The 24,511-nt window shown below is 63.8% G+C and carries 20 protein-coding genes; 5 read left to right on the top strand and 15 right to left on the bottom strand.

The window, feature by feature from the left end; translation table 11 throughout:
- Nucleotides 1–903, top strand: a complete 903-nt coding sequence (locus tag BLW50_RS17185; RefSeq protein WP_090704724.1) for an alpha/beta fold hydrolase — start codon at nucleotides 1–3, stop codon at nucleotides 901–903.
- 112 nt (nucleotides 904–1,015) lie between these two features.
- Complete coding sequence (locus BLW50_RS17180) at nucleotides 1,016–1,309, top strand: GIY-YIG nuclease family protein (RefSeq protein ID WP_090704723.1); 294 nt, start codon at nucleotides 1,016–1,018, stop codon at nucleotides 1,307–1,309.
- A 275-nt stretch (nucleotides 1,310–1,584) separates the two neighbouring features.
- On the opposite strand, the gene BLW50_RS17175 is transcribed toward BLW50_RS17180, so the two are convergent.
- The 3 genes from BLW50_RS17175 to BLW50_RS17165 all read right to left on the bottom strand — a co-directional run bounded on the left by BLW50_RS17175 (nucleotide 1,585) and on the right by BLW50_RS17165 (nucleotide 4,237).
- On the bottom strand, nucleotides 1,585–2,628 hold the full coding sequence (locus tag BLW50_RS17175) for a Bug family tripartite tricarboxylate transporter substrate binding protein (protein WP_139267652.1): 1,044 nt from the start codon (nucleotides 2,626–2,628) through the stop codon (nucleotides 1,585–1,587).
- An 82-nt stretch (nucleotides 2,629–2,710) separates the two neighbouring features.
- Entirely contained in the window at nucleotides 2,711–3,523 is an 813-nt protein-coding gene (locus tag BLW50_RS17170) for an IclR family transcriptional regulator domain-containing protein (RefSeq protein ID WP_090704719.1), read from the bottom strand.
- A 258-nt stretch (nucleotides 3,524–3,781) separates the two neighbouring features.
- Entirely contained in the window at nucleotides 3,782–4,237 is a 456-nt protein-coding gene (locus BLW50_RS17165; RefSeq protein ID WP_090704718.1) for a nucleoside deaminase, read from the bottom strand.
- A 123-nt stretch (nucleotides 4,238–4,360) separates the two neighbouring features.
- Here BLW50_RS17165 and BLW50_RS17160 point away from each other — a divergent pair, with 123 nt between their 5' ends.
- Together BLW50_RS17160 and rsmD are read left to right on the top strand one after the other, a co-directional pair.
- Nucleotides 4,361–6,628 (top strand): pseudouridine synthase, encoded by a 2,268-nt coding sequence (locus BLW50_RS17160; RefSeq protein WP_090704716.1) that lies wholly within the window; start codon nucleotides 4,361–4,363, stop codon nucleotides 6,626–6,628.
- 6 nt (nucleotides 6,629–6,634) lie between these two features.
- Entirely contained in the window at nucleotides 6,635–7,195 is a 561-nt protein-coding gene (gene rsmD / locus BLW50_RS17155) for a 16S rRNA (guanine(966)-N(2))-methyltransferase RsmD (RefSeq protein ID WP_090704714.1), read from the top strand.
- 3 nt (nucleotides 7,196–7,198) lie between these two features.
- Here the strand turns inward: rsmD and mutL are convergent, their stop codons facing one another.
- The 12 genes from mutL to BLW50_RS17095 form a co-directional block, all read right to left on the bottom strand.
- Nucleotides 7,199–9,004, bottom strand: coding sequence for a DNA mismatch repair endonuclease MutL (mutL, locus tag BLW50_RS17150; RefSeq protein ID WP_090704712.1), 1,806 nt, complete (start codon nucleotides 9,002–9,004; stop codon nucleotides 7,199–7,201).
- Between the two features lie 108 nt (nucleotides 9,005–9,112).
- Nucleotides 9,113–9,823, bottom strand: a complete 711-nt coding sequence (locus BLW50_RS17145; RefSeq protein ID WP_244544283.1) for an ABC transporter ATP-binding protein — start codon at nucleotides 9,821–9,823, stop codon at nucleotides 9,113–9,115.
- Nucleotides 9,813–10,574 (bottom strand): ABC transporter ATP-binding protein, encoded by a 762-nt coding sequence (locus BLW50_RS17140; RefSeq protein ID WP_090704709.1) that lies wholly within the window; start codon nucleotides 10,572–10,574, stop codon nucleotides 9,813–9,815. Before BLW50_RS17140 ends, BLW50_RS17145 begins: the two co-directional genes overlap by 11 nt.
- Nucleotides 10,567–11,586 (bottom strand): branched-chain amino acid ABC transporter permease, encoded by a 1,020-nt coding sequence (locus BLW50_RS17135; protein WP_090704707.1) that lies wholly within the window; start codon nucleotides 11,584–11,586, stop codon nucleotides 10,567–10,569. Before BLW50_RS17135 ends, BLW50_RS17140 begins: the two co-directional genes overlap by 8 nt.
- Nucleotides 11,583–12,446 (bottom strand): branched-chain amino acid ABC transporter permease, encoded by an 864-nt coding sequence (locus BLW50_RS17130; protein WP_090704706.1) that lies wholly within the window; start codon nucleotides 12,444–12,446, stop codon nucleotides 11,583–11,585. Before BLW50_RS17130 ends, BLW50_RS17135 begins: the two co-directional genes overlap by 4 nt.
- 23 nt (nucleotides 12,447–12,469) lie before the next feature.
- The gene (locus BLW50_RS17125) at nucleotides 12,470–13,660 is read right to left on the bottom strand and encodes an ABC transporter substrate-binding protein (protein ID WP_090704704.1); all 1,191 of its coding nucleotides are present in this window, start codon (nucleotides 13,658–13,660) and stop codon (nucleotides 12,470–12,472) included.
- A 257-nt stretch (nucleotides 13,661–13,917) separates the two neighbouring features.
- Nucleotides 13,918–15,198: a M16 family metallopeptidase gene (locus BLW50_RS17120; RefSeq protein WP_090704702.1), complete on the bottom strand. Its 1,281-nt coding sequence runs from the start codon at nucleotides 15,196–15,198 to the stop codon at nucleotides 13,918–13,920.
- An 81-nt stretch (nucleotides 15,199–15,279) separates the two neighbouring features.
- The gene (locus BLW50_RS17115) at nucleotides 15,280–16,653 is read right to left on the bottom strand and encodes a M16 family metallopeptidase (protein ID WP_090704701.1); all 1,374 of its coding nucleotides are present in this window, start codon (nucleotides 16,651–16,653) and stop codon (nucleotides 15,280–15,282) included.
- A gap of 281 nt (nucleotides 16,654–16,934) precedes the next feature.
- Nucleotides 16,935–17,675: a hypothetical protein gene (locus tag BLW50_RS17110; protein WP_139267651.1), complete on the bottom strand. Its 741-nt coding sequence runs from the start codon at nucleotides 17,673–17,675 to the stop codon at nucleotides 16,935–16,937.
- Between the two features lie 71 nt (nucleotides 17,676–17,746).
- Complete coding sequence (lspA, locus tag BLW50_RS17105; protein ID WP_090704697.1) at nucleotides 17,747–18,250, bottom strand: signal peptidase II; 504 nt, start codon at nucleotides 18,248–18,250, stop codon at nucleotides 17,747–17,749.
- Complete coding sequence (ileS, locus tag BLW50_RS17100; protein WP_090704695.1) at nucleotides 18,247–21,318, bottom strand: isoleucine--tRNA ligase; 3,072 nt, start codon at nucleotides 21,316–21,318, stop codon at nucleotides 18,247–18,249. Before ileS ends, lspA begins: the two co-directional genes overlap by 4 nt.
- A 372-nt stretch (nucleotides 21,319–21,690) precedes the next feature.
- Complete coding sequence (locus BLW50_RS17095) at nucleotides 21,691–22,698, bottom strand: bifunctional riboflavin kinase/FAD synthetase (protein ID WP_348272853.1); 1,008 nt, start codon at nucleotides 22,696–22,698, stop codon at nucleotides 21,691–21,693.
- A gap of 136 nt (nucleotides 22,699–22,834) precedes the next feature.
- On the opposite strand from BLW50_RS17095, the gene BLW50_RS17090 reads away from it, so the two are divergent.
- The gene (locus BLW50_RS17090) at nucleotides 22,835–24,262 is read left to right on the top strand and encodes an FAD-binding oxidoreductase (RefSeq protein WP_090704693.1); all 1,428 of its coding nucleotides are present in this window, start codon (nucleotides 22,835–22,837) and stop codon (nucleotides 24,260–24,262) included.
- Nucleotides 24,263–24,511: the final 249 nt, after the last annotated feature.

Below are 24,511 nucleotides of genomic sequence, written 5' to 3'. Positions count from 1 at the left end.
ATGGACCGCGACCCCGATTTCTTCCCCGGCTTTGCCGCGCATTGGATCGATACGCGGGCTGGCCGCATTTTCGCGCGCAGCGGCGGCGCGGGGCAGCCTTTGGTGTTGCTGCACGGCTTTCCGCAATCCATGGCGATGTGGCGGGACGTGGCGCCGTTGCTGGCCAAGTCGTTCCACGTGGTGGTGATGGACCTGCGCGGCTATGGCTGGTCGTCAGCCCCGGTGAGCCGGGGCGGTGAGGCCTATACCAAGCGCGCCATGGGGATCGATGTGGTCGAGGTGATGGAAAAGCTCGGGCATGTCCGCTTCGCCCTTGCTGGTCATGATCGCGGCGCGCGTGTCGGCTATCGTCTGGCGCTCGATCAGCCGGGCCGTATCGAGAAACTGGCGCTGCTCGACATCCTGCCGACCGTGGAAGTGTGGAAGAATATCAAAGCCGGGGTCACGCCCGCGGCCCATTGGGCCTTTCTGTCGCAGCCCGAGCCGCAGCCGGAAGAGGCGATCCGTGCGCAGGGGCCCGATGTTTATTTCGAGAGCCTGCTGACGAAATGGTCGAAGAGCGGCTCGTTGCATCCTTTCAGCGCGGATGCGCTGCAAGCTTATCGCAACGCCTGGGGCGACACGTCCCGCATTCATGCCTTTTGCGAGGATTACCGCGCCGGCGCCGTTCAAGATCTCGCCTGCGACGAGGCGGATCAGAGCGCTGGCCGCACCCTCGCCTGTCCGGTGCAGGTGCTGTGGGGCGATTTCTATCTCACCGCTGGCAAGCAGTCGCCGCTCGAAGTCTGGCGCGCGACCTTCGCGCCGAAGGCCACAGGCGAGGCCGTCGACAGCGGCCACTTCTTGGCCGAAGAGAATCCACAGGCGACGGCGCAGGCGTTGTTGGGGTTCTTCTCGGGTTAGCAAGTGTTGAAGAACCTCGGTGTCATCCCGGACGCCTGCATAGCAGGCGATCCGGGAACCAGGGGCGTGTGGTAAAGTCAGGTGTCGCTGAAGCAATCAAAGAACCTGTCCCATGCAACATTGCTATTGGGTCTACATTCTGGCGAGCGGTCGCAACGGCACGCTTTACACCGGCGTCAGCAACGATCTCGCCCGGCGCGTCCATGAACATAAGACAAAAGCCATCGCTGGCTTCACCGCGCGCCACGACGTTGCGAAGCTCGTTTGGTACGAGGAACACAGCGAAATCGATGATGCGATCGCACGCGAGAAGAAGCTCAAACGCTGGCGCCGTGATTGGAAGCTACAACTGATCGAAGCGGTCAATCCGCAGTGGAATGATTTGTATGAGACGTTGAACGGCTAGGACCGATCAAAGGTTCTACCGTTTGCCCCTGGTTCCCGGATCGCCTTCGGCGTCCGGGATGACACAGGGGTCGCGGCAAAGGCGGCTCACGTTGAGGCCTGGGCAACAGCCTCGGTGTCATCCCGGACACGCGCAGCGTGATCCGGGACCCAGGGGCGAGCGGTACAGGGTTCAATCGTAGTGCGCGCTTCAGCACAGTGTAACAAGCAACACGCGTCACGCGCCCTGGATCGCCTGCGGCGTTCGGGATGACACCAAGGTTTTGCAGCCCCCCGCTACGGTGTCATCAGCTCGCGCGCCCGGGCCACTACATCAGCCGGGGTCGCATACAGCGTTTCCACCACCTTCTGCACTTTCTCTCCCGATGAAGGATTGATGTCGATTTTCGCTTTCGCGGCCTCGGCTAAAAATTCCGGATCGGCGAGCGTGCGATTGAAGGCGTCGCGCAGCGTCTTCACCTGCGCCTCCGGCGTGCCCGGTGGCGCGATATAGGAGCGCAGGAACACCTGCTGGCTGACGATCAGTTCCAGTGCCTTGCGGTCGGCGTCATTGCTGACGAAGGTCCACAGCATCGGCACGTTGAGCTGGTTGAGTTCCGCATTGGGCTCCAGCGCGATCTGCGCCAGGATGTTGATCTTCTTCTCGCGCAGCCAGTCGGGCTTCTGCGACTTCAGGCTGTTCCAGTCGAAACCGCAGAGGCCGTCGACTTCGGCGCGCTCCATGGCGAGCATGATATCGGTCGTGCCTTTGTAGCCGCTGATGATGCGGAATTTCGTGCCGGCTGTCTTGGCGATCATGGCGGCATAGTCGCGGGTCGAGCCGCCGCCAGCGCTGGAGCCGAAGATCGCTTCGTGCGCGCGCGCATCGGTCATGTTCTTCACCTTCGACGTGTTGTAGGTGATGCAGACGCGGGTGCCGCTGTCGGCGCTAGCGAGATAGACGAATTTCGACGGCACGAAATTGCCGGCCGCCTTGCTGTCGAACACACGATCGAGAACCGCGCCAGGCATCAAGGCGCCGATCGCCGTGCCGTCCTTGGCCGAGATATTGTAGAGCGTCGCCGCCGCCACGGCACTGCCGGCGCCGGGCATGTTTTTTGGCAGGACGTTCGGGTTGCCGGGAATGAAACGAGTTAGATGCCGGCCGATGGTGCGGCTGTAGATATCATAGCCGCCGCCGACATCAGCACCGATGATGAAATCGATGGTCTTACCGGCGTAGAAATTCTGTGCGCTGGCAGTGGCCACGGAAAGCGCCAGGGCGGCGCCGGCAAGGCCGCAGCGCAATACGAATGGAATACGAGCGTGGTGTCGTTGCAAAGTTTCCTCCCAGATTGATTTGGTCGTTTTGCGCTATGCTAAACGATTTTTCTGGGAAGGAAATGTGCAGGAAAACGCCGCTTTATCGCACCGACAACGGCGAGGGCCTGGCGCGCAACGTTAGCTCAATCGTCGCCGCCGCTTCCTTGAGCCGTGGCACGGTCTCGGCTTCCAGCGTCGCGGCGATCTCGGGGAATTGCGTGCTGACGCCGAGCCCGGCGATGACCTCGCCAGCGGCGTTCTTGATCGGCACCGCCACAGCGATGAGGCCAACGATCTGCTCGCTGGCGGAAAAGGCATAGCCCTGCTGGCGCACCTTGATGATCTCCTCCAGCAAGGCTGTCGGATCGGTGATCGTGTCGGGCGTATGTTTCTTCAATGGGGTCGTCGTCAGCAGCGTGCGCAATTCCTCGTCGCTCTTGCCCGACAACAGCACGCGGCCGAGCGCCGTTGAAAAGGCCGGCAGGCGGTCGCCGACGCGGATCGCGGCCCGCAGCGGCTGGTGGTTATGGGCGCGGGCCACATAGAGCACGTCCGTATCGCTCAACACGGCGAGGCTGCAGGGCTCGCCGTTGCGTTCCAGCATCGATGTCAGGATTGGCTGCACCACTTCATTGAGGCCCAGCGACGACAGATAGGCGAAGCCGAGCGTCAACACGGATGGCTTGAGAAAATACTTTTGTCCGTCGACGCTGCCGACATAGTCGAGCGCTTCCAGCGTCTTCAGAAAACGTCGCGCCGCGGCGCGCGAAATCGCGGTGCGCTCCGCCACTTCGGTGACGCTCAAAAACGCATGTTGCTCGCCAAAGGCGCGGATAACCCGCAGCCCGCGATCCATGCTCGTCACGAAGGACCGCGCCCGGTCCTGACCATCGTCTTCTCTTGACTTCTTCAAAACTGGCGGTAACCTGTGTGCGCAAAACAAAAACTAAGTGCGCATAGCGCACAACAGGCCACAAGTCTAGGGAGACTTCCAAGAACGCCCAGGCGTGCTCGCGCGCTAAGGTGTCCCAGGCCGGAAACGGTCCAGGCGCTTTGGCGGGCAGCACCCTGTGCGGGACGGGCCAAGTTTTTGTTTTGACGCATTTTCTTCACGCGAACCGGCATCCACTTCGCTCGAAAATGCTATGCCTCCACCCACAACCGCTGCCTCTCACCGCCGCTGTCTGAAGAAACCCGTCAGTTGGGCCGCCGCCTCGCTGGCGCGGATGCCGCCATAGACCTCGGGTGCGTGGTGGCAGGTGGCCTGGGCGAAGAAACGGGGGCCGTTTTCGACCGCGCCTCCCTTTTCGTCCGCAGCAGCGAAGTAAAGCCGCCGAATCCGGGCAAAAGAGATCGCCCCGGCGCACATGGCGCAGGGTTCGAGCGTGACATAAAGATCGCAGTCGATCAGCCGTTCCGAGCCAATCGCCGCGGCTGCGGCCCGGATGGCCAGCATTTCCGCATGGGCGGTCGGGTCGCGATCGGCCAGGGTGCGGTTGCCGGCCACCGCCAGCACGGCGCCGTTGCGCATAATAACGGCGCCAACCGGCACTTCACCCCGCACGGCTGCGGCCTGAGCCGCTTCCAGCGCCATCCCCATCGGATCGATCCGTTCGCCCGCTGACATTTCGTTCCTTTGCCGATCCGGCCAAGAATTCCTGTTTTAACGCGTCTTCATGGCGTTCGGCGGTCCGCCAAACTTTGAAACCCTATAGCGCTCTGCTACAGGTCCACCAAACGCGAGACATTCATGACAAGAGAAACCGACCACGATGCGCGCGGGCGCCGTAAGCCCGGCGCCTATAATTCCAATTCCGGCCCGAAACGGCCGCCCCGCAGCAGAGGCGCATCCACGCCGTCTGAATCCGCCCATGCTGGCGAGCGTATCGCCAAGGTTATGGCCCGCGCCGGCCTGTGCTCGCGCCGCGATGCCGAACTGTGGGTCGCTGAAGGGCGCGTCGCCGTGAACGGCACCGTGCTCGACAGCCCGGCCCGCAATGTGACCGAAAAGGATCACATCACGGTCGATGGCAAGCCGCTGGCCCAGCGCGAACGCACGCGCCTGTTCTTGTTTAATAAGCCGCGCGGCCTCGTCACCACCGACAAGGATCCGGAAGGACGGCCGACCATTTTCGAAGCGCTGTCGGCGGATATGCCGCGCGTTGTCAGCATCGGCCGCCTCGACATCAACACCGAAGGTCTGTTGCTGCTCACCAATGACGGTGGCCTGGCTCGCGTGCTCGAACTGCCGGCGACCGGCTGGCTGCGCCGCTATCGCGTGCGCGCCTATGGCGAGACCGACCAGTCCGTGCTCGATCGCTTGAGCGAAGGCGTCACCATCGATGGTGTCGATTATCGCGGCATCGACGCGAAGATCGATCGCATGCAAGGTGACAACGTCTGGATCACCATGGGCCTGCGCGAGGGCAAGAACCGCGAGATCAAGCGGGTGCTCGAACACATCGGCCTGCAGGTCAACCGGCTCATCCGCATTTCCTATGGTCCGTTCCAGCTCGGCGAATTGGGTGAGGGCGCGGTTGAGGAAATCCGCACCCGCATTCTGAAGGATCAGCTCGGCGAGAATCTCGCGCAAGAAGCCGGTGCTGATTTCGAAGCGCCGATCTTTTCGCCGGATGCCGATCGTTCTCATCATTATGAGGGTGCGAAAGGCCGCTTCGCCGATGAAGAGCCCGCCGGGCCGGCTGAGCCGCATTCGCCCGATCGCAAGCGCAAACATGTTTCGAAGCTGCGTGATGAACGCGCGACACAGAGCGCCAAAGGCGCGCGCAAGCGCACGACGCGTGACAGCACGCAGGATCGTCAGGGCCGCGCCGTGACGGTTGAGCGTGTCGTGGCGGTTGAACGGCCGAGACGTGGCAAGGACGCCCCGGCAGCGTCGCGCAATGCGCGCCGTTTTGCGGCCGCCGCGGGTGGCGACAAGCCGATGCGCAAGCGCGACACGCGGCCAGGCGAGGCGGATGCCGCGCCCTATGTGGCGGGTCGGGGACATGGCCGTAGCGATATGGCGCGCGGCGACCGGAACGAGGAGCGTTCCGAGCGTCCGGCGCGTAGCTTCGACCGTCCCGAGCGTTCCGACGCACGCCCGGCGCGTAGCTTTGGCGCCCGGCGCGATGATGCGCGCCCTGCCTCGGGCGAGCGCCCGCGCTTTGAAAAGCGTGATGGTCCGCGCCCTGAGCGCGCGCCGCGCGGAGAAGGTCGTCCGCCTCGTTTCTCCCGTGATGGCGATGCACCGCGAGCCGGTGGTGACCGTCCGTTCCGCTCTGCTGCTTCAGGCGAGCGTCCGCGTTTTGAAAAGCGTGATGGTCCGCGTGGTGAACGCGCGCCGCGTGGGGAAGGCCCGCGTGTCTTCCACGATGGTGAAGCACCCCGTCCGTACCGCAGTGCTGCGTCAGATGAGCGTCCGCGTTTTGAGAAGCGCGATGGTCCGCGCCCCGAACGCGCGCCGCGCGGCGAAGGTCGTCCGCCCCGTTTCTCCCGTGATGGCGATGCACCGCGAGCCGGTGGTGACCGTCCGTTCCGCTCTGCTGCGTCGGGCGAGCGTCCGCGTTTCGAGAAGCGTGATGGCCCGCGTCCTGAGCGCGCGCCGCGCGGTGAAGGTCGTCCGCCTCGTTTCTCGCGTGATGGTGATGCGCCGCGTGCCGGTGGCGACCGTCCGTTCCGCTCTGCTGCGTCGGGTGAGCGCCCGCGTTTCGAGAAGCGCGATGGTCCGCGTCCCGAACGCGCGCAGCGTAGTGAGCGTGCACCGCGTGGCGAAGGCCCGTCGCGGTTTTCCCGCGATGGCGATCGGCCGCGTCCGGCCGGCAAGTTCGGCGGCAAGCCGGGTGGTGGCAAGCCTGGTGGTAGACCCAGTGGCGGTCGGCCTGGTGGCGACCGTCCCCGTGGTGATCGCCCAGGTGGTGATCGTCCCCGTGGTGATCGCCCCGGCGGCGGTCGCTCAGGTGGCGGCAAGCCCGGTGGCAGGCCGTCGGGCGGGCGTCCGCCGCGCGACAAGCACTAGCCAGCGATGCGGATCGTCGGTGGCAGTCTGCGCGGTCGCGCGCTGAAAGCGCCGTCGTCGCAGACCGTGCGGCCGACGTCCGATCGGCTGCGCGAAGCGGTGTTCAATGTGCTCGCGCACGCCTATGGCGATCCCGCCGATGGCGCGCGCGTCATCGATCTGTTCGCCGGCACCGGCGCGCTGGGGCTCGAAGCCCTGTCGCGCGGGGCGCGCTTTGCCCTGTTCGTCGATGACAGCATCGAGGGCCGGGCCCTGGTGCGCGCCAATGTCGAGAGCCTGGCGCAGACCGGCGTGAGCAAGATCTTCCGGCGCGACGCCACACGCCTTGGCGCCATGCCGCCGCAAGATCCCTTCACCCTGGCTTTTCTCGATCCGCCCTATGGCCGCGATCTCGCGCCGCTGGCGCTTCAGTCCCTGCGCGACGGCGGCTGGCTGGCGCCGGGCGCTTTGCTGGTGGTCGAGGAAAACGCCAAGGCCAACGTGCAGGTGCTCGAAGGCTTCACCCTGCTCGATCGTCGCGACTACGGCGATACGCAGGTGGCTTTCATACGTTATGGCGCGGCGTAAATTCTACTTCCGTCCAAACAGCCGTTCGACATCCGAGAGCTTCAGTTCCACATAGGTCGGCCGGCCGTGGTTGCACTGGCCGGAGCCGGGCGTCGCTTCCATCTCGCGCAGCAGCGCGTTCATCTCTTCGCCATTGAGCCTGCGGCCGGCGCGCACCGAATGGTGGCAGGCCATGGTCGCCAGCACGTGATCGAGCTTGCGCTCCAGCGAAGTCGCGGCGCCATCCTCGGCCAGGGTGTCAGCGATGTCGCGCACCAGCCGCACCATGTCGCCATCCTTCAACAGCGACGGCGTTTCGCTGACAGCGACGGCGCCGGGGCCGAAGGATTCGATGACCAGACCGAGGCTCGCCAAGGTGTCGGCATGATCGAGAAGGCGTTGCACTTCGGCCGGTTCCATCTCGACCACCGCTGGGATCAGCAGCATCTGTCGACCGATCCCGTTGGCTTCGCGCTGGCGCTTCAGCTTTTCATAGACGAGGCGCTCGTGCGCCGCATGCTGGTCAACGATGACGATGCCGTCGCGGGTCTGCGCGACGATATAAGTGTCGTGCACCTGCGCCCGTGCCGCGCCAAGCGGTGCGTCGACGGCGGCTTGCGGCATCGGCGCTTCATGGGCCCGCATATCGGCGGCCGGCGCTTGATCGTGTACGAAAGCAGCCTGGGCCGGCTCATTGAACGCCGGCGCAGCCGGCGAGTTGCGCCAGTCCCAGGCCTGTTGCGGCATCGGCCGCGCGTAGACGGGCGGCGGGTTGAAACTGCGCCGCGCGAAAGCGGTGATCGTGCGTTCGCCGCCGGTGGTCGTCGCCCGCTGCATGGCTGCCGCTAGCGTCTGTTTTAGAGCGCCGACGATCAGTCCGCGCACCAGGCCTGGATCGCGGAAGCGCACTTCGGCTTTCGCCGGATGGACGTTGACGTCGACATCGCGCGGGTTGCACTCGAGATAAAGCACGAGCGCCGGGTGCCTGTCCGACGGCAGATAATCCATATAGGCGGCGCGCACCGCGCCATGCAGCAGCTTGTCGCGTACCGGGCGGCCGTTGACGTAGAGATATTGGCTTTGCGCATTGGCGCGATGGAAGGTCGGCAGGCCGGCATAGCCGGTGAGATGCACGCCTTCGCGCTCGGCATCGACGGCAAGCGCATTGTCGCGAAACTCTTTGCCCAGCACCTGCGCCAGGCGCGCCAACAGGCCTTCGGCGCCCTCGGCGCAGGCGACGTGATCGAAGCCGGTGAGATTGTCGCCGTTCAGCGCGAAGCGCACCTGCGGATGCGCCATGGCGAGCCGGCGCATCACATCGGCGACGGCCTGCGCTTCGGCCCGTTCGCTCTTCAGGAATTTCAGCCGCGCCGGCGTCGCCGCGAACAGGTCGCGCACCTCGACCTTGGTGCCCAGCGGATGGGCTGACGGCATCACCGCGTTCTTGCGTCCCTGATCGACGCGAATGGCGTGACCCTGATCGCTGCGGGCGGCGCGGGTGGCGATGTCCAACAGAGCGACCGAACCGATCGAGGGCAGCGCCTCGCCGCGAAACCCTAAGGTGGCGATGTTGGAGAGATCGCCGTCGGGCAGTTTCGAGGTGGCGTGGCGCTCGACGGCAAGCCCCAGATCCTCCGCGCTCATGCCCTGGCCGTCGTCGGTGACGCGGATCAGCTTGCGCCCACCCGCCTCGATCGTCACCTCGATCCGCTCCGCGCCGGCATCAAGGGCGTTTTCGACGAGTTCCTTCACCGCCGAGGCCGGTCGTTCGACCACCTCGCCGGCGGCGATGCGGTCAACGAGAATGGGATCGAGGCGGCGGACGGTCATGGGTGGTTTCCGGGAGGATTCGGGGCCTATCCTAGCTCGGCAGCCCCGCCATCTGAACCCGAATACGGCTGAAATTGCGGCCATCCACTAGAGCAAAATGGCCGGCGCCTATTCAGCCACGCCGATCAGCCGTTCCAGCAGGGCATGGTCGGCCAAGAGGTCGGCGCTGGCCGATTGATGCACGATGGCGCCATGGTCGATGACCAGGCAGCGGTCGGAATGGGCCAGCGCGATGTCGTGCTTCTGCTCGACCATGATGATGGTCATGGCGCTTTCGCGGCGCATTTTGTGGATCGCCGCGATCATCTCCTGGACGATAAGCGGCGCCAGGCCCTCCACCGGCTCGTCGAGCAAGAGCAGCGAGGGGTGGGTGGCCAGCGCCCGGGCGATCACCAGCATCTGCTGCTCGCCGCCAGAAAGCTGCCGGGCATAATGGCTGCGCCGCTCGGCCAGGCGCGGAAAGAGGCCGTAGAGCGCCTGTCGTGTCCACGGGCCGTCGCGATAGACGACGTCGAGATTTTCTTCGACCGTTAGCGTCGGAAATACCTCGCGCTCCTGCGGCACCCAGCCGATGCCGAGGCGGTTGCGCCGGAAGGGCGATAGCTTCTCGATGCGCGTGCCGGCGAAAGTGATCTCGCCCCCTTGCAGGGTCGTCAGCCCGCACAGCGTTTCGATCAAGGTGGTCTTACCGACACCATTGCGACCGATGACGACCAGCATTTCGCCGGCCATGAGGTCGAAACTGATGTCGTGCAGCACCTGCGCCGGGCCATAGCCGGCGGCAAGGTGGCGGACGCTGAGCACGGAGCTAGTTGCCAAGATAGACCTCCCGCACGCGCGGGCTCTTGCGCACATTCTCCGGCGTGTCGCTCAAGACCAGCGCGCCGGCGGCAAACACCGACACCACATCGGCATAGCTGAACACGAGATTCATATCGTGTTCGATGAATAGGATCGTCGTGTCCTTCGGCAGCTGGGCGAGGCGCGAGAACACCTCATGGCCCTGGTGCGTGGAAAGCCCGGCCGCCGGTTCATCCAGCAAGAGCAGCTTTGGCCGCAGCGCCAAGGCGAGCACGATTTCCAGCAGGCGCTGCTTGCCATAGGGCAGGGCGTCCGTCGGCGCATAGGCGTCGCGATCAAGGCCGAACTGATGCAACAGCTCCATCGCCTCGCCGATGAGCGGCTTCTCGGCGGCGACGTGGCGCAGCGACAGCTGCGCCTTGCCTTCGCGTTCAAGCAGCGCCAGCACCACGGATTCAAGTGGGTTGAGGGCGCGAAACAGCGAATTGATCTGGAAGGTGCGCACCATGCCGGCTTTCACCCGCTGCTGCGGCGACAGCCTGGTGATGTCGCGGCCCTCGAACATCACCGCGCCCGACTTTGGCTGCAAGAGGCCGGTGACGAGGCTGACGAAGGTGGTCTTGCCGGCGCCGTTGGGGCCGATGATGGCGTGGCGCTCGCCGCGCCGCAAAGCGAAATTCATGCGCTCGAAAATAACGAGGCCACCGAAGGCCATATGCATGTCGCGGGTTTCCAACACGACATCGTTCTGTGTCGGGCTGTCACTCATGCGGCGTGCCCCGGCGAGTGCGCCAGCGCGAATAATGATCGGCGATCGTCGGCAAGATGCCTTTGCGGAAGAAGGAGACGACGGTGACGAGCAGCAGGCCGATCCAGAAATACCAATAGACCGGGCTGATCGCCGCCAGCCAATCGCGCAGGAACAGGAAGATCAAGGCGCCGATGAAACCGCCATAGAGCCGTCCGGCCCCGCCGATGACGAGAATGACGAGCACGTCGGCGGAACGCTGGAACGACAGCGCCGAGGGCGCGACGAATTGCGTTGTCTGGGTGAGCAGCGCGCCGGCAGCGCCAGCCAAGGCGGCCGCGAGCGCGAAGGCGCGCGAAACATCGCCCTCGACCGGCGCGCCGAGCATGATCATGCGCCGCGGATTTTCCCGCGCGCCGGTCAAGGCCAGTCCGAACGGCGATTTGATGATGGCGCGTGTCGCGACGAAGAGCACGAAGGAGGCGATCAGTGCGTACCAGAAGGCGGTGCGTCCGAAAATATCGAAGCGGAACAAGCCCAGCACCGGCGCGATGACGATGCCTTGCAAGCCGTCGTCGCCGCCGGTGATGTCGGTTGAACGCTGCACCAGATCGTAGAGGATGAGATTGAGGCCGAGCGTCACCATCAGCAGCGCCACGCCGGCGACTTTCTGCACCAGCTTGCCGGTGAGCCAGCCGACGCCAGCCGCCACCACCATGGCGAGCGCCAGTGCGCTGATCGGTTCGGTCCAGCCGAACTTGCCGCAATAGCCGGCGACATAAGCGCCGATGCCAAAGAAGGCGGCGTGGCCAAGGGAGGGGATGCCGCGATAGCCGAGCAGCACGTCGAGCGACATGGCGAACAGGCCCCAGATGAAAATCTGGCTCATCAGCACCAGATCGACATGGGGCAGAAAATACATCCCTGCGAGCGCCAGCCAGAAGACGATCTCATAGATGTTCCAGCGCGACAGGCCGGCGAAATAGCCAATGCCGGAGGCACGGCGGTTATCAGGACCGTCGAGGGCGCTCATGTCTTGCGCCCCATCAGGCCTTGCGGACGCCACAGCATGCACAGCACGGTCAGCACATAGATGACGAAGCCGCCGAACTGCGGGAAATAATATTTGCCCATCACGTCGGCGACGCCAAGCGCGATGCCGGCCAGGAGCGTGCCGCTGATCGTGCCCATGCCGCCGACCGAGACGATGATCAGGAGATAGACGAGATAGCGCAGCGGAAAATTCGGATCGAGGCCGAGCAGATTGGCCGAAAGCGCGCCCCCAAGCCCGGCCAGACCGCCGCCGATGGCGAAGGTGAGCGCGAAGATGAGGTCGGTGTTGAGGCCGCAGGCGCCGGCGACCCGCCGATTGTCGACGCAAGCCCGCACCATGGCGCCAAGCCGCGTGCGCTCGAGCCCCAGGATCAGCACCAGCGCCATGGCGAGGCCGATGACGATCAGGAAGATGCGATAGGTTTCAAGCGTCAGGCCGAAAATCTCGCGCTGGCCGAGGAGCCACGGCGGCATGTCGATGCGTTGATAGCTGCCACCCCATAAATAGGTGGCGGTGGCGATCGACATGAACACCAGGCCGATGGTCAACAGCACCTGAGTCAGATCGTCGGTGTTGTAGAAATGCCGGAAGACCAGCCGTTCGATCACCACCGAAAAGACGCCGATGACGACGAAGACCAGCGGCAGGGTCAGCAGAAACGGGATGCCGAAGCTCTGCATGGCCATGACCATCACATAGCCGCCGAACATCGAGAAGCTCGCCTGCGCCAGATTGACGAAGTTCATCATGCCGAGCGTGACGGAAAGCCCGACCGACATGATGAACAACAGGAAGCCATAGGCGATGCCGTTGAAGAGCACCGTCAGAACAGCCGACATAAGCGGTTCCCCAGCGACTGCGCCTATTTGAAGCCAACGTTGCTGAAGCTCTCGATTTCGACGTTCTGCAGCACGCCGTCCACCTTGTCGACGCGGCGGATATAGACGTTCTGGATGATGTCGCCGTTGCCCTTGTCGATGGTGACGGGGCCGCGTGGGCTTTCGAAACTGCGGCCATGGACGAAGCCGATGAATTTATCGGGATCGAACTTGCCGCCGGCTTGGGCGTTCAAGCCGTCATAGATCAGGCGCATGGAATCATAGGTGGCGAGCGCGCCCCAGCCGATGCGCTGCTTGCCGTTCAGCTCCGCCCATTCCTTGACGAATTCCTTGTTCAGCGGCGAGTCGTGCTGGGTCGAATAGATGCCTGTCGTGATGGTGCCGATGGCCGCGTCACCCACCGCGTCGATATAGGTCTCGTCGGTGATGTCGCCGGTGCCCATGATCTTGATGCCGGTGCTTTTGAGGCCGGAATCATTGATGGCGCGCAGGATGCCGATGCTCAATTCGCCGATCGGCATGAAGATGAATACGGCATCGGCCTTGGCGTCGCGGATGCGCTGCATATAGCCGGAGAATTCCGGGTTCGAGACGGGGATGCGCAGATTGCCGGCCAATTCGCCATTGGCGTCTTTCAGCGCTTCCAGGAAATATTTCTCGCAATCATGCCCCGGCGCGAAATCGGCCACCGCGACGAAGACGCGCTTCCAACCGTTCTTCACCGCATAGGCCGCCAGCGGCCGGCACAATTGCGGCACGGCGAAGAAGGTGCGCGTCGAATATTTCGATTTCTCGCCGACAATGCCGGTGGTCGCAGCGCCGGTGACAAACGACGGCACCTTGGCTTCCATCAGGATCGGCGCCGCGGCCAATGTGTTGGGCGTATAGTCCGGGCCGATCAACAGATTGACCCGCTCGCGCGTGACCACTTCCTGCACAAGGCGTTTGGCGACCTCCGGATTGGGCCCGGTGGTGTCGCGGCGGATCAGTTCGATCTTCTTGCCGCCGGCGGTCTCGCCATATTTCTTCATGAACAGTTTGACGGCGCCATCGGCCTGTTGCCCGCCAAGCGAGGTGATGCCGGAAAAGCTTTGCAGGATGCCGATCTTCACCGTTTCCTGCGCTTGTACGGGTAAGCTTGCCAGCGCCAGTCCTGTCAGCGCGACTCCTGCTGCGAGCGCAGAAAATGCGAGCCTCGAAATAGCGAGCCTCATGGGCGTCCCTCCCTGTCGAGCGAACGCGTTCCGGCGCGCTCTGTATCGACAGGTTCACCCGGAAAGCCCGTGCTGTCCAGTCTGGCAGTTCCCCGTGTTATCCCGGGCGCGCAGGCGATCCGGGAACCAGGGGCGCGTGGTCGGATGCCAGTCAGGATCGGTAAGGCGCGGTTAGATGCAACGTTCTATCGTTTGCCTCTGGTTCCCGGATCACGCTTCGCGTGTCCGGGATAACACGGAGGTTACGGCAAAACGCGTCAGAGCCCCTCGGGCTTGCCCGCCACGGCCACCAGCAACCGCTTGTGATCGAACAGGCGCTTGGCCACCCGGCGGGTGTCTTCCAGCGTGACGGCGGCGATCAGGCCGTTGCGGCGATCGAGATAATCGACCGGATAGCCGTCGGTCTGCAGCGACACCAGATTGGCGGCGATCTTCGTCGATGTGTCGAAGCGCAGCGCATAGGAGCCGATCATATACTTCTGCGCTTTCTCCAGTTCCTCGGCGGTCGGCCCGGTCTCGGCGAGCTTGTTGATCTCTTCTTCGATCACCGTCAGGGATTCGGCGGCGCGCTCGTTCTTGGTCGAGGTGCCGCCCGAAAACAGCGCCGTATGATCGCTGGCGTGCAATTGCGTCCACACGGAGTAAGCAAGGCCGCGCTTTTCGCGCACTTCCTTGAACAGGCGGGCGGAGAAAACGCCGCCGCCCAGGATGTGATTGACCACGGCGCCGGGAATGAAATCGTCGTCATGACGGGCGATGCCCGGCAGGCTGAAGCGCAGCGTCGATTGCGGCACGTCGATCTCGATCACCTTGCGCGTGCCCGAACCTTGCGGCGTGATGTCGGCAATGGTGGTGAGTGAGGGCGTCGCGGGCAGGTCGCCGAAAACACGGTCGATGAGCTTCGCCAGATGGTCGGCGGAAATGGCGCCGACGACGGCGATCTTGAGCGTGCTGGTGGCGAAAATCCGCTGGCGCAGCGTGGCGATCTCGTTGCGGCCGATCAGCGGCACGGTCTCCATGCTACCGCCGCTTGGCAGGCCATAGGGGTGGTTGGGGAAGGCGGCTTCCCGCCAGGCCTTGCTGGAAACCGCGTTCGGATCGTTCATCTCGTGGCGCAGGCCGGCGATGAGCTGGCTGCGGATCCGCTCGATCGCGTCATCGTCGAAGCGCGGCTCGTTGATGGCCAGGCGTAGCATCTCGAACGCCGCGTCGATGTTGCGCGATAGGGTTTTCAACTCGCCGTGGAAATTATCCTGGCCCGTGTGAAACGACAGTTCGATCGCCTTGTCGTCCAGCGCCCGGTGGAAAGCGTCGGCATCCAGCGCTCCGGCGCCTTCGTCGAGCAAGCCGGCGAGCACCGTGGCCGTGCCGGACAGGCCGGCGGGATCCTGCGTCGATCCGCCCTTGAAGGCGAAGTCGACGGCTACGAGGGGCACCGCATAGTCCTCCACCAGCCAGACTTCGATGCCACGGGGCGTGACGATCTTCTGGACGGTTTCGGCGCGGCTCTTGCTGCGGATCTCTGCTGCTGCGTTCATGATCAATCCAACTCGAAACAGATAGGCCGCCCGCGCTGAATGCAGCAGGCGGCAGCGCTCACACGGGGAAGCTGCGGGCGGCTAAGCCGCCTGCGCCTCGCTCTCTTCCTTCATCCGCAGGAAGCCGGTGACGGCGCGATTGGGCGTCAGCCACTTCGCCACCGCTGCGCGCACCTGTTCGGCGCTGACGGTGTCGATGCGATTCGGCCACTCCTTCACGTCCTTGACCGTATGGCCTGTCGTCAGCGCCGCGCCATACCAGCGCGCCAGCGACGTCTGGCTGTCCTGCGCATAGACGGCATCGGCGATCAGCCGCGTCTTGGCACGGGCGAGATCGGCTTCCGGCACCGCTGTCTTGGCCATGGCGTTGATGACAGCGCCCACTTCCGCGTCGAGCTCTTCGAGCGAGACATCAGGGGCCGGCACCGCATAGGCATAGAAGCGCGTGTCGTCGAGCGAGGTACCCATGTAATAGGTGCCGGCGGCAACCGCGATCTTCTTGTCGACGACGAGCGTGTGGTAGAGCAGGCTCGTCGGCCCGCCACCCAGCAGATGCGAGGCGAGCTCAAGCGCTTCGGCTTCGCCGGGTGCGGCGGTGGTGTAGGACGGCACCAGATAGACGCGCTGCTCGCTCGGCTGCTCGACCTTTTCATCGGAGAGCTGGACGAGACGATGGGCGCGCGGCGGCGGCTCCTTCGTGCGCGTGCGGCGCGGCGCTTCGCCATGCGCCTGGATCTTGCCATAGGTGCTTTCGGCGAGCGTGCGCACTTCGTCGCTGGTGACGTCGCCGGCGACGACGAGCACGGCGTTTTCCGGCGTGTAGAAGCGCTTGTAATAGGTCAGCGCATCGGTGCGATCGAGCCCTTCGATCTCATGCTCCCAGCCGATGATCGGCTTGCCATAGGGATGATGGGTGTAGAGGGCGGCCTGCACCGCTTCGCCGAGCTGTGCCGAGGGGTCGCTGTCGGTGCGCATGCGGCGCTCTTCCAACACCACGTCGCGCTCCGGCGACACGACATCGTCGGTGAGCACCAGATTGGTCATCCGGTCCGCCTCGAAGTCCATGACCACGGGCAGATGCTCTTTCGGCACGCGCTGATAATAGGCGGTGTAGTCGATGGAGGTGAAGGCGTTTTCCTGGCCGCCGAGTTCGGCGACGATTTCGGAAAATTCGCCCTTCGGATGCCGGGTCGTGCCTTTGAACATTAGATGTTCAAGAAAGTGCGCTATGCCCGACTTGCCAACCGGATCATCGGCCGAGCCATTGCGATACCACACCATATGGGTGACGACAGGCGCCCGATGATCGGGAATGACCACCACTTCCAAGCCATTGGCGAGGTGGAAGTGACCGATATTGGGGCCGGCGCTTTTTGCGTCGGGGGCCGGCGCATGAGGCGTGAGGGCGGCGGTCGTGCTGTGGCCTGCCGTTAGTCCCTTGGCTTGAGCTGTCAATTGCGTTCCTTCCGCATGTCGCTCCGCCGCTTGCCCGTGTGGGGAGCGGCGGTTCGGAAAGACCCAATATAGGTGCTCGGATGCACTTCGTCATGCCCCGCGCGACGCGGAACTGCCTAGCTTGTTTGTAGGGTTACCTGGAGCAAATGGCGTTTCGACGGAAACGCCATTTTGACAGCAGCTTGGATTTGACGCGTCTTTGCGGCGTTTGATCAAGTCAAAAAGCAAATGGCGCTTCTTGCGAAACGCCATTTGCCGGGGATCCTGAAAATCGAAAAGAATTAATTGTTCTCGGCGCGCTCGCGGCGAATGCGGGCTTCCTCGCGGGCCTGGCCGGCGGCATCCAGAAGCGGCACTTCCTCGCGCGGTGCTTCGGTTGTGGCCTTGACCGTGTTGGTGGCGCGGCGCAGGCCCGTCGGCGGATCGGTCAGGGCCTTGCGGTTCGGCTCGGCGCCAGCCTGCAATTCGATTTTCGAATCGTCGACCTTGCGCGTGTTCTTCATCACCGACCAGTAGCGGGCCTGGTTGCAGATTTCGCCGTAGCTATTGGTGCCGCCAGCGCCGCATTGCTCGTCACGCACGTCACGGGCCGATGTGCCGGCGGTGCGGCCACGCGACAGCTCCTCGTTGCTCATGCGGTTGGTGCCCATCGAATCGGTTTCCCGATTGCGATTTTTGGCGGCATTGGCCCTCTGGCGGCGGGTTTCGTCAAAATCCTGCGGCCAGTTGGGATTGCGCGCGGCAGCGCTGGCTGCGGGCGCGGGCAAAGCGGCCTTATCGCGCGGCAGGACCAAGGGCGGGCGCTCGCGATATTGAATGCGCGGCTTCTCGTCCTCGTCGCTCGAGCCGAGGCCGAAACCGATCGCAGAACCGGCGAGGCCTTTCAATGTCTCAAAAAAACCCTGGTCGCCGTCGTCGAGTGCGCTCGCTGGCGTCACCGCCAGAAAGCCTCCGGTCAAGGCGGCGGCAGCCGCCAGCGTGATCGTGCGGCCAATGGCCGGCATGCGAAGGGTCATACTCATCCTCACTCGCGCAAATGGAGCCAACGTACCTGCCCGCCATTGAGGGCGATTTGGTGGCGCACCAGCTCCGATCAGCCGGTCGCGCCATCCGCGCGGTCTTGCCGGCTCTCTCCTGCAAAGAGGGTTTCATACAGCAAAAGCGCCACACCGGCAACGATGGCGACGTCCGCAAGGTTGAAAACATACCACGACAGGCGTCCATAACGCTCTGTATCTATATGGAAATAAAAGAAGTCCGCGACTGCGCCATATTGCCAGCGGTCATAGGCATTGCCCAGCGCCCCGCCGATGATCAGGCCGAGGCCGAGGCAGGTCATCCAGCTTCCCGCCCGCCACATCCAGATGGCGAGAAACAAAACCGCGGTGGCCATCAGCGCCAAGAGAATCAGCGGATGCACCTGCAGCCAGGAATAGGAAATGCCCTTGTTCCAGACCAGCACGAGATCCAGCCAAGGGCCCACGGGCACCGGCTGCAAGGCATTGATATCGTAGGAATAGATCATCCAGTGCTTGTGGCCCTGGTCGATGACCAGAGCCACGAAGATGGCGATCAGTCCGATGAAACGCGGCGTCACGCCGCGTTCCCCGGCCCCGGCAAGCGCCCGGCGGCCTTCAATTCGCGCAGCGCCTGGGCGTCGCGCGGCGTCACGCCGGGATAATCGGCCGCAGCGGTCGCCGGGTCGAAATATTTCCACGAGCGGGCGCATTTGATGCCGGAGGCCGGGCCTGAGGTCACGGCGATGCCCGCGTCGTCGGCGCGGAAGGCCTCGTCCGGTCCTTCGCCCTGCTTCACCACAATGCCGGAGGTGATGCAGACTTCGGCGAAATCGACGCTCATCACCGCGTCATAGACCGCCTGATCGGCGATGTAGACCACCGGACAGGCTTCCAGCGACGAACCGATTCGCTTCTGCGCCCGCTCGATTTCGAGTGCGCCGGTGACGACCCGGCGCACGGCGCGGATGGTGCGCCATTTCTGTGCCAGGGCCTCGTCGCGCCAGGCCGCCGGGGTTTCCGGGAAGGTCTGCAGATGCACCGAGCCGTCCTCGGAGGGATAGCGCGCCAGCCAGGTTTCCTCGCAGGTGAAGGCCAGGATCGGCGCCAGCCAGATGGTGACCCGCTTGAAGATCTCATCGATCGCCGTCAGCGCCGCCTTGCGGGTGCGGCTCGACAGCGGATCGCAATAGAGCGCGTCCTTGCGAATGTCGAAATAGAAGGCCGAGAGATCGCTGGTCATGAAGGCTGACAGCGCCGCGATCACCTTCTTGTAGTCGAACTTCTCGTAAGCGTCGCGCACTTCGCCATCGAGTTCGGCGAGGCGATGCAGCATCAGCCGTTCAAGCTCGGGCATATCCGCCGGCTTGATCCGGTCCGCCTCGCTGAACGGCGCCAGCGAGCCCAGCATCCAGCGGATGGTGTTGCGCAGCTTGCGATAGGTCTCGACGAAGGTGGTCAGGATATTCTTGCCGATGCGCAGATCGTCCGAATAGTCGGAAGCCGCCACCCACAGGCGCAGGATGTCGGCGCCCGAATCCTTGATCACCGTCTGCGGCGCCACCACATTGCCGAGCGACTTCGACATCTTGCGGCCGTTCTCGTCGAGCACGAAGCCGTGCGTCAGCACCACGTCATAGGGCGCATGTCCACGCGTGCCGCAGCTCTCGAGCAGCGACGAGTGGAACCAGCCGCGATGCTGGTCCGAGCCTTCCAGATACATCACCTCGTCGGGGCCGCCGTCGCGCACGCGCTTGATGCCGGCGAGGCCGGGGAAATGCACCGGGTCTTCCAAAGTGAAGGCATGGGTCGAACCGGAATCGAACCAGACATCGAGCACGTCGTCGATCTTGTCGTAGTCGTTGGCGTCATAATCGCTGCCGAGGAAGCGCGCCTTGGCGTCGACGGCGAACCACGCATCGGCGCCTTCTTTCTCGAAAGCATCGGCGATGCGTTTGTTCACCTTCTCGTCGACGAGCGGCTCGTGCGTGCCCTTCTTGACGAAGACGGCGATCGGCACGCCCCAGGCGCGCTGTCGCGACACCACCCAATCGGGCCGGTTGGCGATCATGCCATTGATGCGGTTCTCGCCCGCCGCCGGCACCCAGCGCGTCTCTTGGATCGCTTGCAGAGCGATGTCGCGCAAAGTCGCGCCATTGCTCGGCTCTGTGCTCGCAAAGGGCTTGTCCATGGCGATGAACCATTGCGGCGTATTGCGGAAGATCACCGGCTTCTTCGAGCGCCAGGAATGCGGATATTGATGCTTCAGCTTGCCACGCGCCACAAGATGGCCGGCGGCCAGGAGCGCCGCGATCACCGCGTCATTGGCGTCGCCCTTCTTGCCCTTGTCGTCGATGACGCGCTTGCCGGCGAAGCCCGGCGCTTCCTTGGTGTAGAAGCCGTCGGGGCCGACCGTGTAGGGGATGCGCGTGTCGATGCCGCGCTCGGCGAGCTGGCGCCCGCTCGAGGTCCACAGATCAAAGTCCTCGCGGCCATGGCCAGGGGCCGTGTGAACGAAGCCCGTGCCGGTGTCGTCGGTGACGTGATCGCCTTCCAGCAGCGGCACATCGAAGCCGTAGCCGGGAAGATTGGCCAGCGCATGGCTGCAAGACGCGATGTCGGCCGGATCGACGTCGCGCACGCGTTCGAATTTCTCCACGCGCGCCGATTGGAAGACGGCCGAAGCCAGTCGATCGGCAAGCACATAGCTGTCGCCGGTCTTGGCCCAATTGTCGTCTGGCGCTTCGACCACGCGGTAGAGGCCGTATTCGATCTTGCGCGAGAAGGCGATGGCGCGGTTGCCCGGCAAGGTCCAGGGCGTCGTCGTCCAGATGACGACCTTGGCGGCCTGCAATTCCTCGGTGATCGCATCGACGCCGGCGATGTCTTCATCGCTCTCGCCGGAATCGCGCATCGCCCGCTTGGCCGCTTCGCCGACACCCTTGGCGAGATGCTTGACCGGAAACGCCACATAGACCGTGTCGGACGTATAGTCCTCGTATTCGATTTCCGCTTCCGCCAGCGCCGTCTGTTCGACGACGCTCCACATCACCGGTTTGGAGCCGCGATAGAGCAGGCCGTTGGCGGCGAATTTCATGATCTCGCGGGCGATCTGCGCTTCGGCCGGGAAGCTCATGGTCGAATAGGGATGGTCCCAGTCGCCCTCGACGCCGAGGCGCTTGAATTCATCGCGCTGGATCGACAGCCAACGCTCGGCATAGGCGCGGCATTCCTTGCGGAAGGCGATCATCGCCGCCGGATCCGACCAATCAGGCTTCTGCTTGCCCTTGGCGCGATAGTTGTCTTCCTCGATCTTCCATTCGATCGGCAGGCCGTGGCAGTCCCAGCCCGGCACGTAATTGGAGTCCTTGCCGAGCATCTGCTGGCTGCGCGTCACCATGTCCTTGAGGATTTTGTTGAGCGCGTGGCCGATATGGATGTTGCCGTTGGCGTAGGGAGGGCCGTCGTGCAGCACGAATTTCGGCCGCCCGCGGCCGGCCTCGCGCAGCTTGCGGTAGAGGTCGATCTTCGCCCAGCGGGCGAGGAGTTCCGGTTCCTTCTGCGGCAGGCCGGCGCGCATCGGAAAATCCGTCTGCGGCAGGAACAGGGTTTTAGAGTAGTCGGGGCCTTTTTCGGACGTATCGTTCATGGTTTCAGAGCCAATTCAGGCGGCGGCGCCCTGGGGCGCGTGAAATCGAAGGCAAATGAGAGGAAAGCGGCCGGATATCCGGCGCTCATGCCCGGCCCGCTCAGCGGCGTGCCGGGCCGGTAATTCGCGATATGAAGCAGTGGAAACGCTTATGGAAACACATGGCAGGCGTTTTAGCATCGCTTCCCGGCGACGCAAGGAACTCCGTGTCATCGCCGACACGCGAAGCGTGATCCGGGTACCAGGGCCAGCGGTCAAACATTGCAGGATGACCGCGCGTCGCCAGTCTCGACCAGTTCTCGACCACTTGCCCCTGGCTTCCTCGCTCAGCCGCTGCGCGGCTGTCGGAGATGATGCCTAGAATTCAGTTGCTTAGCGCTGCAGAATCGCCCGCGCCTTGGCCTCGTCGTCCCGCATCTGCACCATCAACGGGTCGAGCCCGTCGAATTTCAGCTCCGGCCGCAGCCAGGCGACGAAGGTGACCTCGACCGTCTTGCCATAGAGATCGCCGGAGAAATCGAACACGAAGACTTCCAGCAGCGGCGCGCCATTGTCGAGCGTCGGCCGCCGGCCATAGCTGGCGACACCATTATAGGTGCGCCCATCCACCGTGAAACGCACCGCGTAAATGCCCTGCGCCACATGCATCGAGGGATCGAGTTCGAGATTGGCGGTCGGAAAACCTAGCGTCCGGCCGAGCGCCTGGCCATGGATGACCTCGCCGACGACGAAGAAATCATGGCCGAGCAGCCGGCCGGCGAGCGTCATCTCGCCCTCAGCCAGCGCCTTGCGCACGGCGCTGGAATGCACCGCGTCGAGCGAACCATTGGCATCCGCCGCCACTTTCGCGACGATATGAACGGAGAGGCCATGGTTTTCGCCAATGGTCTTCAGCGCCTCGGGCGTGCCCTGGCGGCCCTTGCCGAAATGATAGTCATAGCCGGCAACAATGCCGGTGGCGCCGAGCCGCTTGATCAGGATGTCGGCGACAAAGGTTTCCGCATCGAGTTTGGCGATGTCGGCGTTGAAATTGAGGACGACGACGCCATCGATGCCGAGCCGTTCCAGGGCGCGGGCCTGGGCTTGCGGCGGGGTGATCCGCTCCACCACCCGTTTGCCGGCGAGGAAATCGGCCGGATGCGGCTCAAACGTCAAAACCGCGCAGGGTTTGCCGAGCTGCCGGGCGAGCGCCATGGCCTCGCCGATCACCGCTTTATGGCCGCGATGGACGCCATCGAAATTGCCCAGGGCATAGACCGCCCCCTGCAGCCCGGCGGGCGGCACCTGCGGGTCATGGGCAATCTGGAACGTTTTGGCGGCGACGGTCATGAAATCCGGGAAAATGTGGCTGTTGGGCCAGATGAGCGCGCGAAACACCACGCGGGGGCCCCCGCGTCAATACGCAAAGCGCGGGCGAATGCGCAGGGTCTGTCACTGTCGCCATATTGCGGCAAGGACGGCGGAGTGAGAAAAGGCGGGCTCGCCGGCAGACCGCCCGGCTTAAGGATCGAATCCCATGACCGCCCTCGACGTTGCCGCCGACACGCTCTTCTCCCGCCTGGCTGCCATTGTCGGTGAGCGCAACGTCCTGCGCGAGGCGGGCGACATGGCGGCCTATCTGGCCGAACCACGCGAGCTGTTTCATGGCAAAGCGCGCTGCGTCGTGCGGCCGGGCTCGACCGCCGAGGTGGCGGCGATCATGAAACTCTGCACCGAGACCAACACGCCGGTGGTGCCCCAGGGCGGTAATACCGGCCTCGTCGGTGGCCAGATTCCAGGCCAGGATGGCCGCAGCGACGAAATCGTCCTGTCGTTGAAGCGCATGGACAAGGTGCGCGAGACCGATCCGGCCTCGATGACCATGACGGTCGAGGCCGGGCTCACCCTGCTCGCCGTGCAGGAGGCGGCCGAGAAGGCCGGCGCATTGTTTCCCCTGTCCCTGGCGGCGGAAGGCTCCTGCACCATCGGCGGCAATCTTTCCACCAACGCCGGCGGCACGGCGGTGCTGGCCTATGGCAATGCGCGCGATCTCGTCACCGGTCTTGAAGTCGTGCTCGCCGATGGTCGTGTGTTGTCGAACCTGTCGAAGCTGAAGAAGGACAACACCGGCTACGACCTCAAACATCTGTTCATGGGATCGGAAGGCACGCTCGGCATCATCACCGCCGCCGTCGTCAAACTTTATCCGCGTCCGCGCGAGATGCACACGGCCTTCGTCGGGCTGAACTCACCGCACGAGGCGCTTAAATTGCTCAATCTCGCCCAGTCGCTCGCCGGTGCCGACGTCAAGACGTTCGAGTTGATGTCGCGCTTCTGCCTCGACATCGTCGTCAATCACGGCGAAGGCACGCGCGATCCGCTGGCCGGCAAACACAATTGGTATGTGCTGATCGAACTCGGCTCCCAGATCGAGGGCGGCGAAGGCGCGCTGATGAACGTGCTCGAACAGGGCATGGAGCAAGAGCTCATCGAAGACGCGGTGGTCGCCACGTCGCTCGATCAACGCGCCGATTTCTGGAAACTGCGCGAGCTGCTCTCGGAACTGCAGAAGTTTGAAGGCGGCTCGATCAAGCACGATGTCTCCGTGCCGGTGGCGAAAGTGCCGCAATTCCTCGACGAGGCCGGCCCCGCCGTCGAAGCCTTCCTACCCGGCGCCCGCCCGGTGCCCTTCGGCCATCTCGGCGACGGCAACATTCATTACAATGTGACGCAGCCGGTCGGCATGGACAAACAAGCCTATCTCGATCGCTGGTATGAGATGAACGCCGTGGTGCACGGCATCGTCACGCGGCTGAATGGCTCGATCTCGGCTGAACACGGCATCGGCACCCTGAAGCGGGATCTCTTGCCGACGGTGAAGGACCCGGTGGCGCTGGAAGTGATGCGCACATTGAAGAAGGCGCTGGACCCGAAGGGGATTTTGAATCCAGGGAAAGTGCTTTAACGGGGACTGCTGACCGAATAACATCATTATATAGCTGGTCATCATTGGATGATTTGCTGCTGTGATCGCGCTTGTGATCACAAATACTAGGGCCGCCTTTCCAAGGGCATCGAGTTGCAATAACTTCTTCATAAAATAACTTTGTCTAAAAGGCGGTCTAGTAGATGCGATGTTCTAGGGGGCAGGCGTCGCCAAACGACATCACCAAAAAACGGCTTTGGGCAGCGTCAGGTGGCTATTGCCAAAATC

The organism is Beijerinckia sp. 28-YEA-48 (assembly GCF_900104955.1).
Taxonomy (GTDB): Bacteria; Pseudomonadota; Alphaproteobacteria; order Rhizobiales; family Beijerinckiaceae; genus Terripilifer.
Note: the sequence above shows the minus strand (reverse complement) of the source record. Positions and strands in the feature narration are given on the sequence as shown.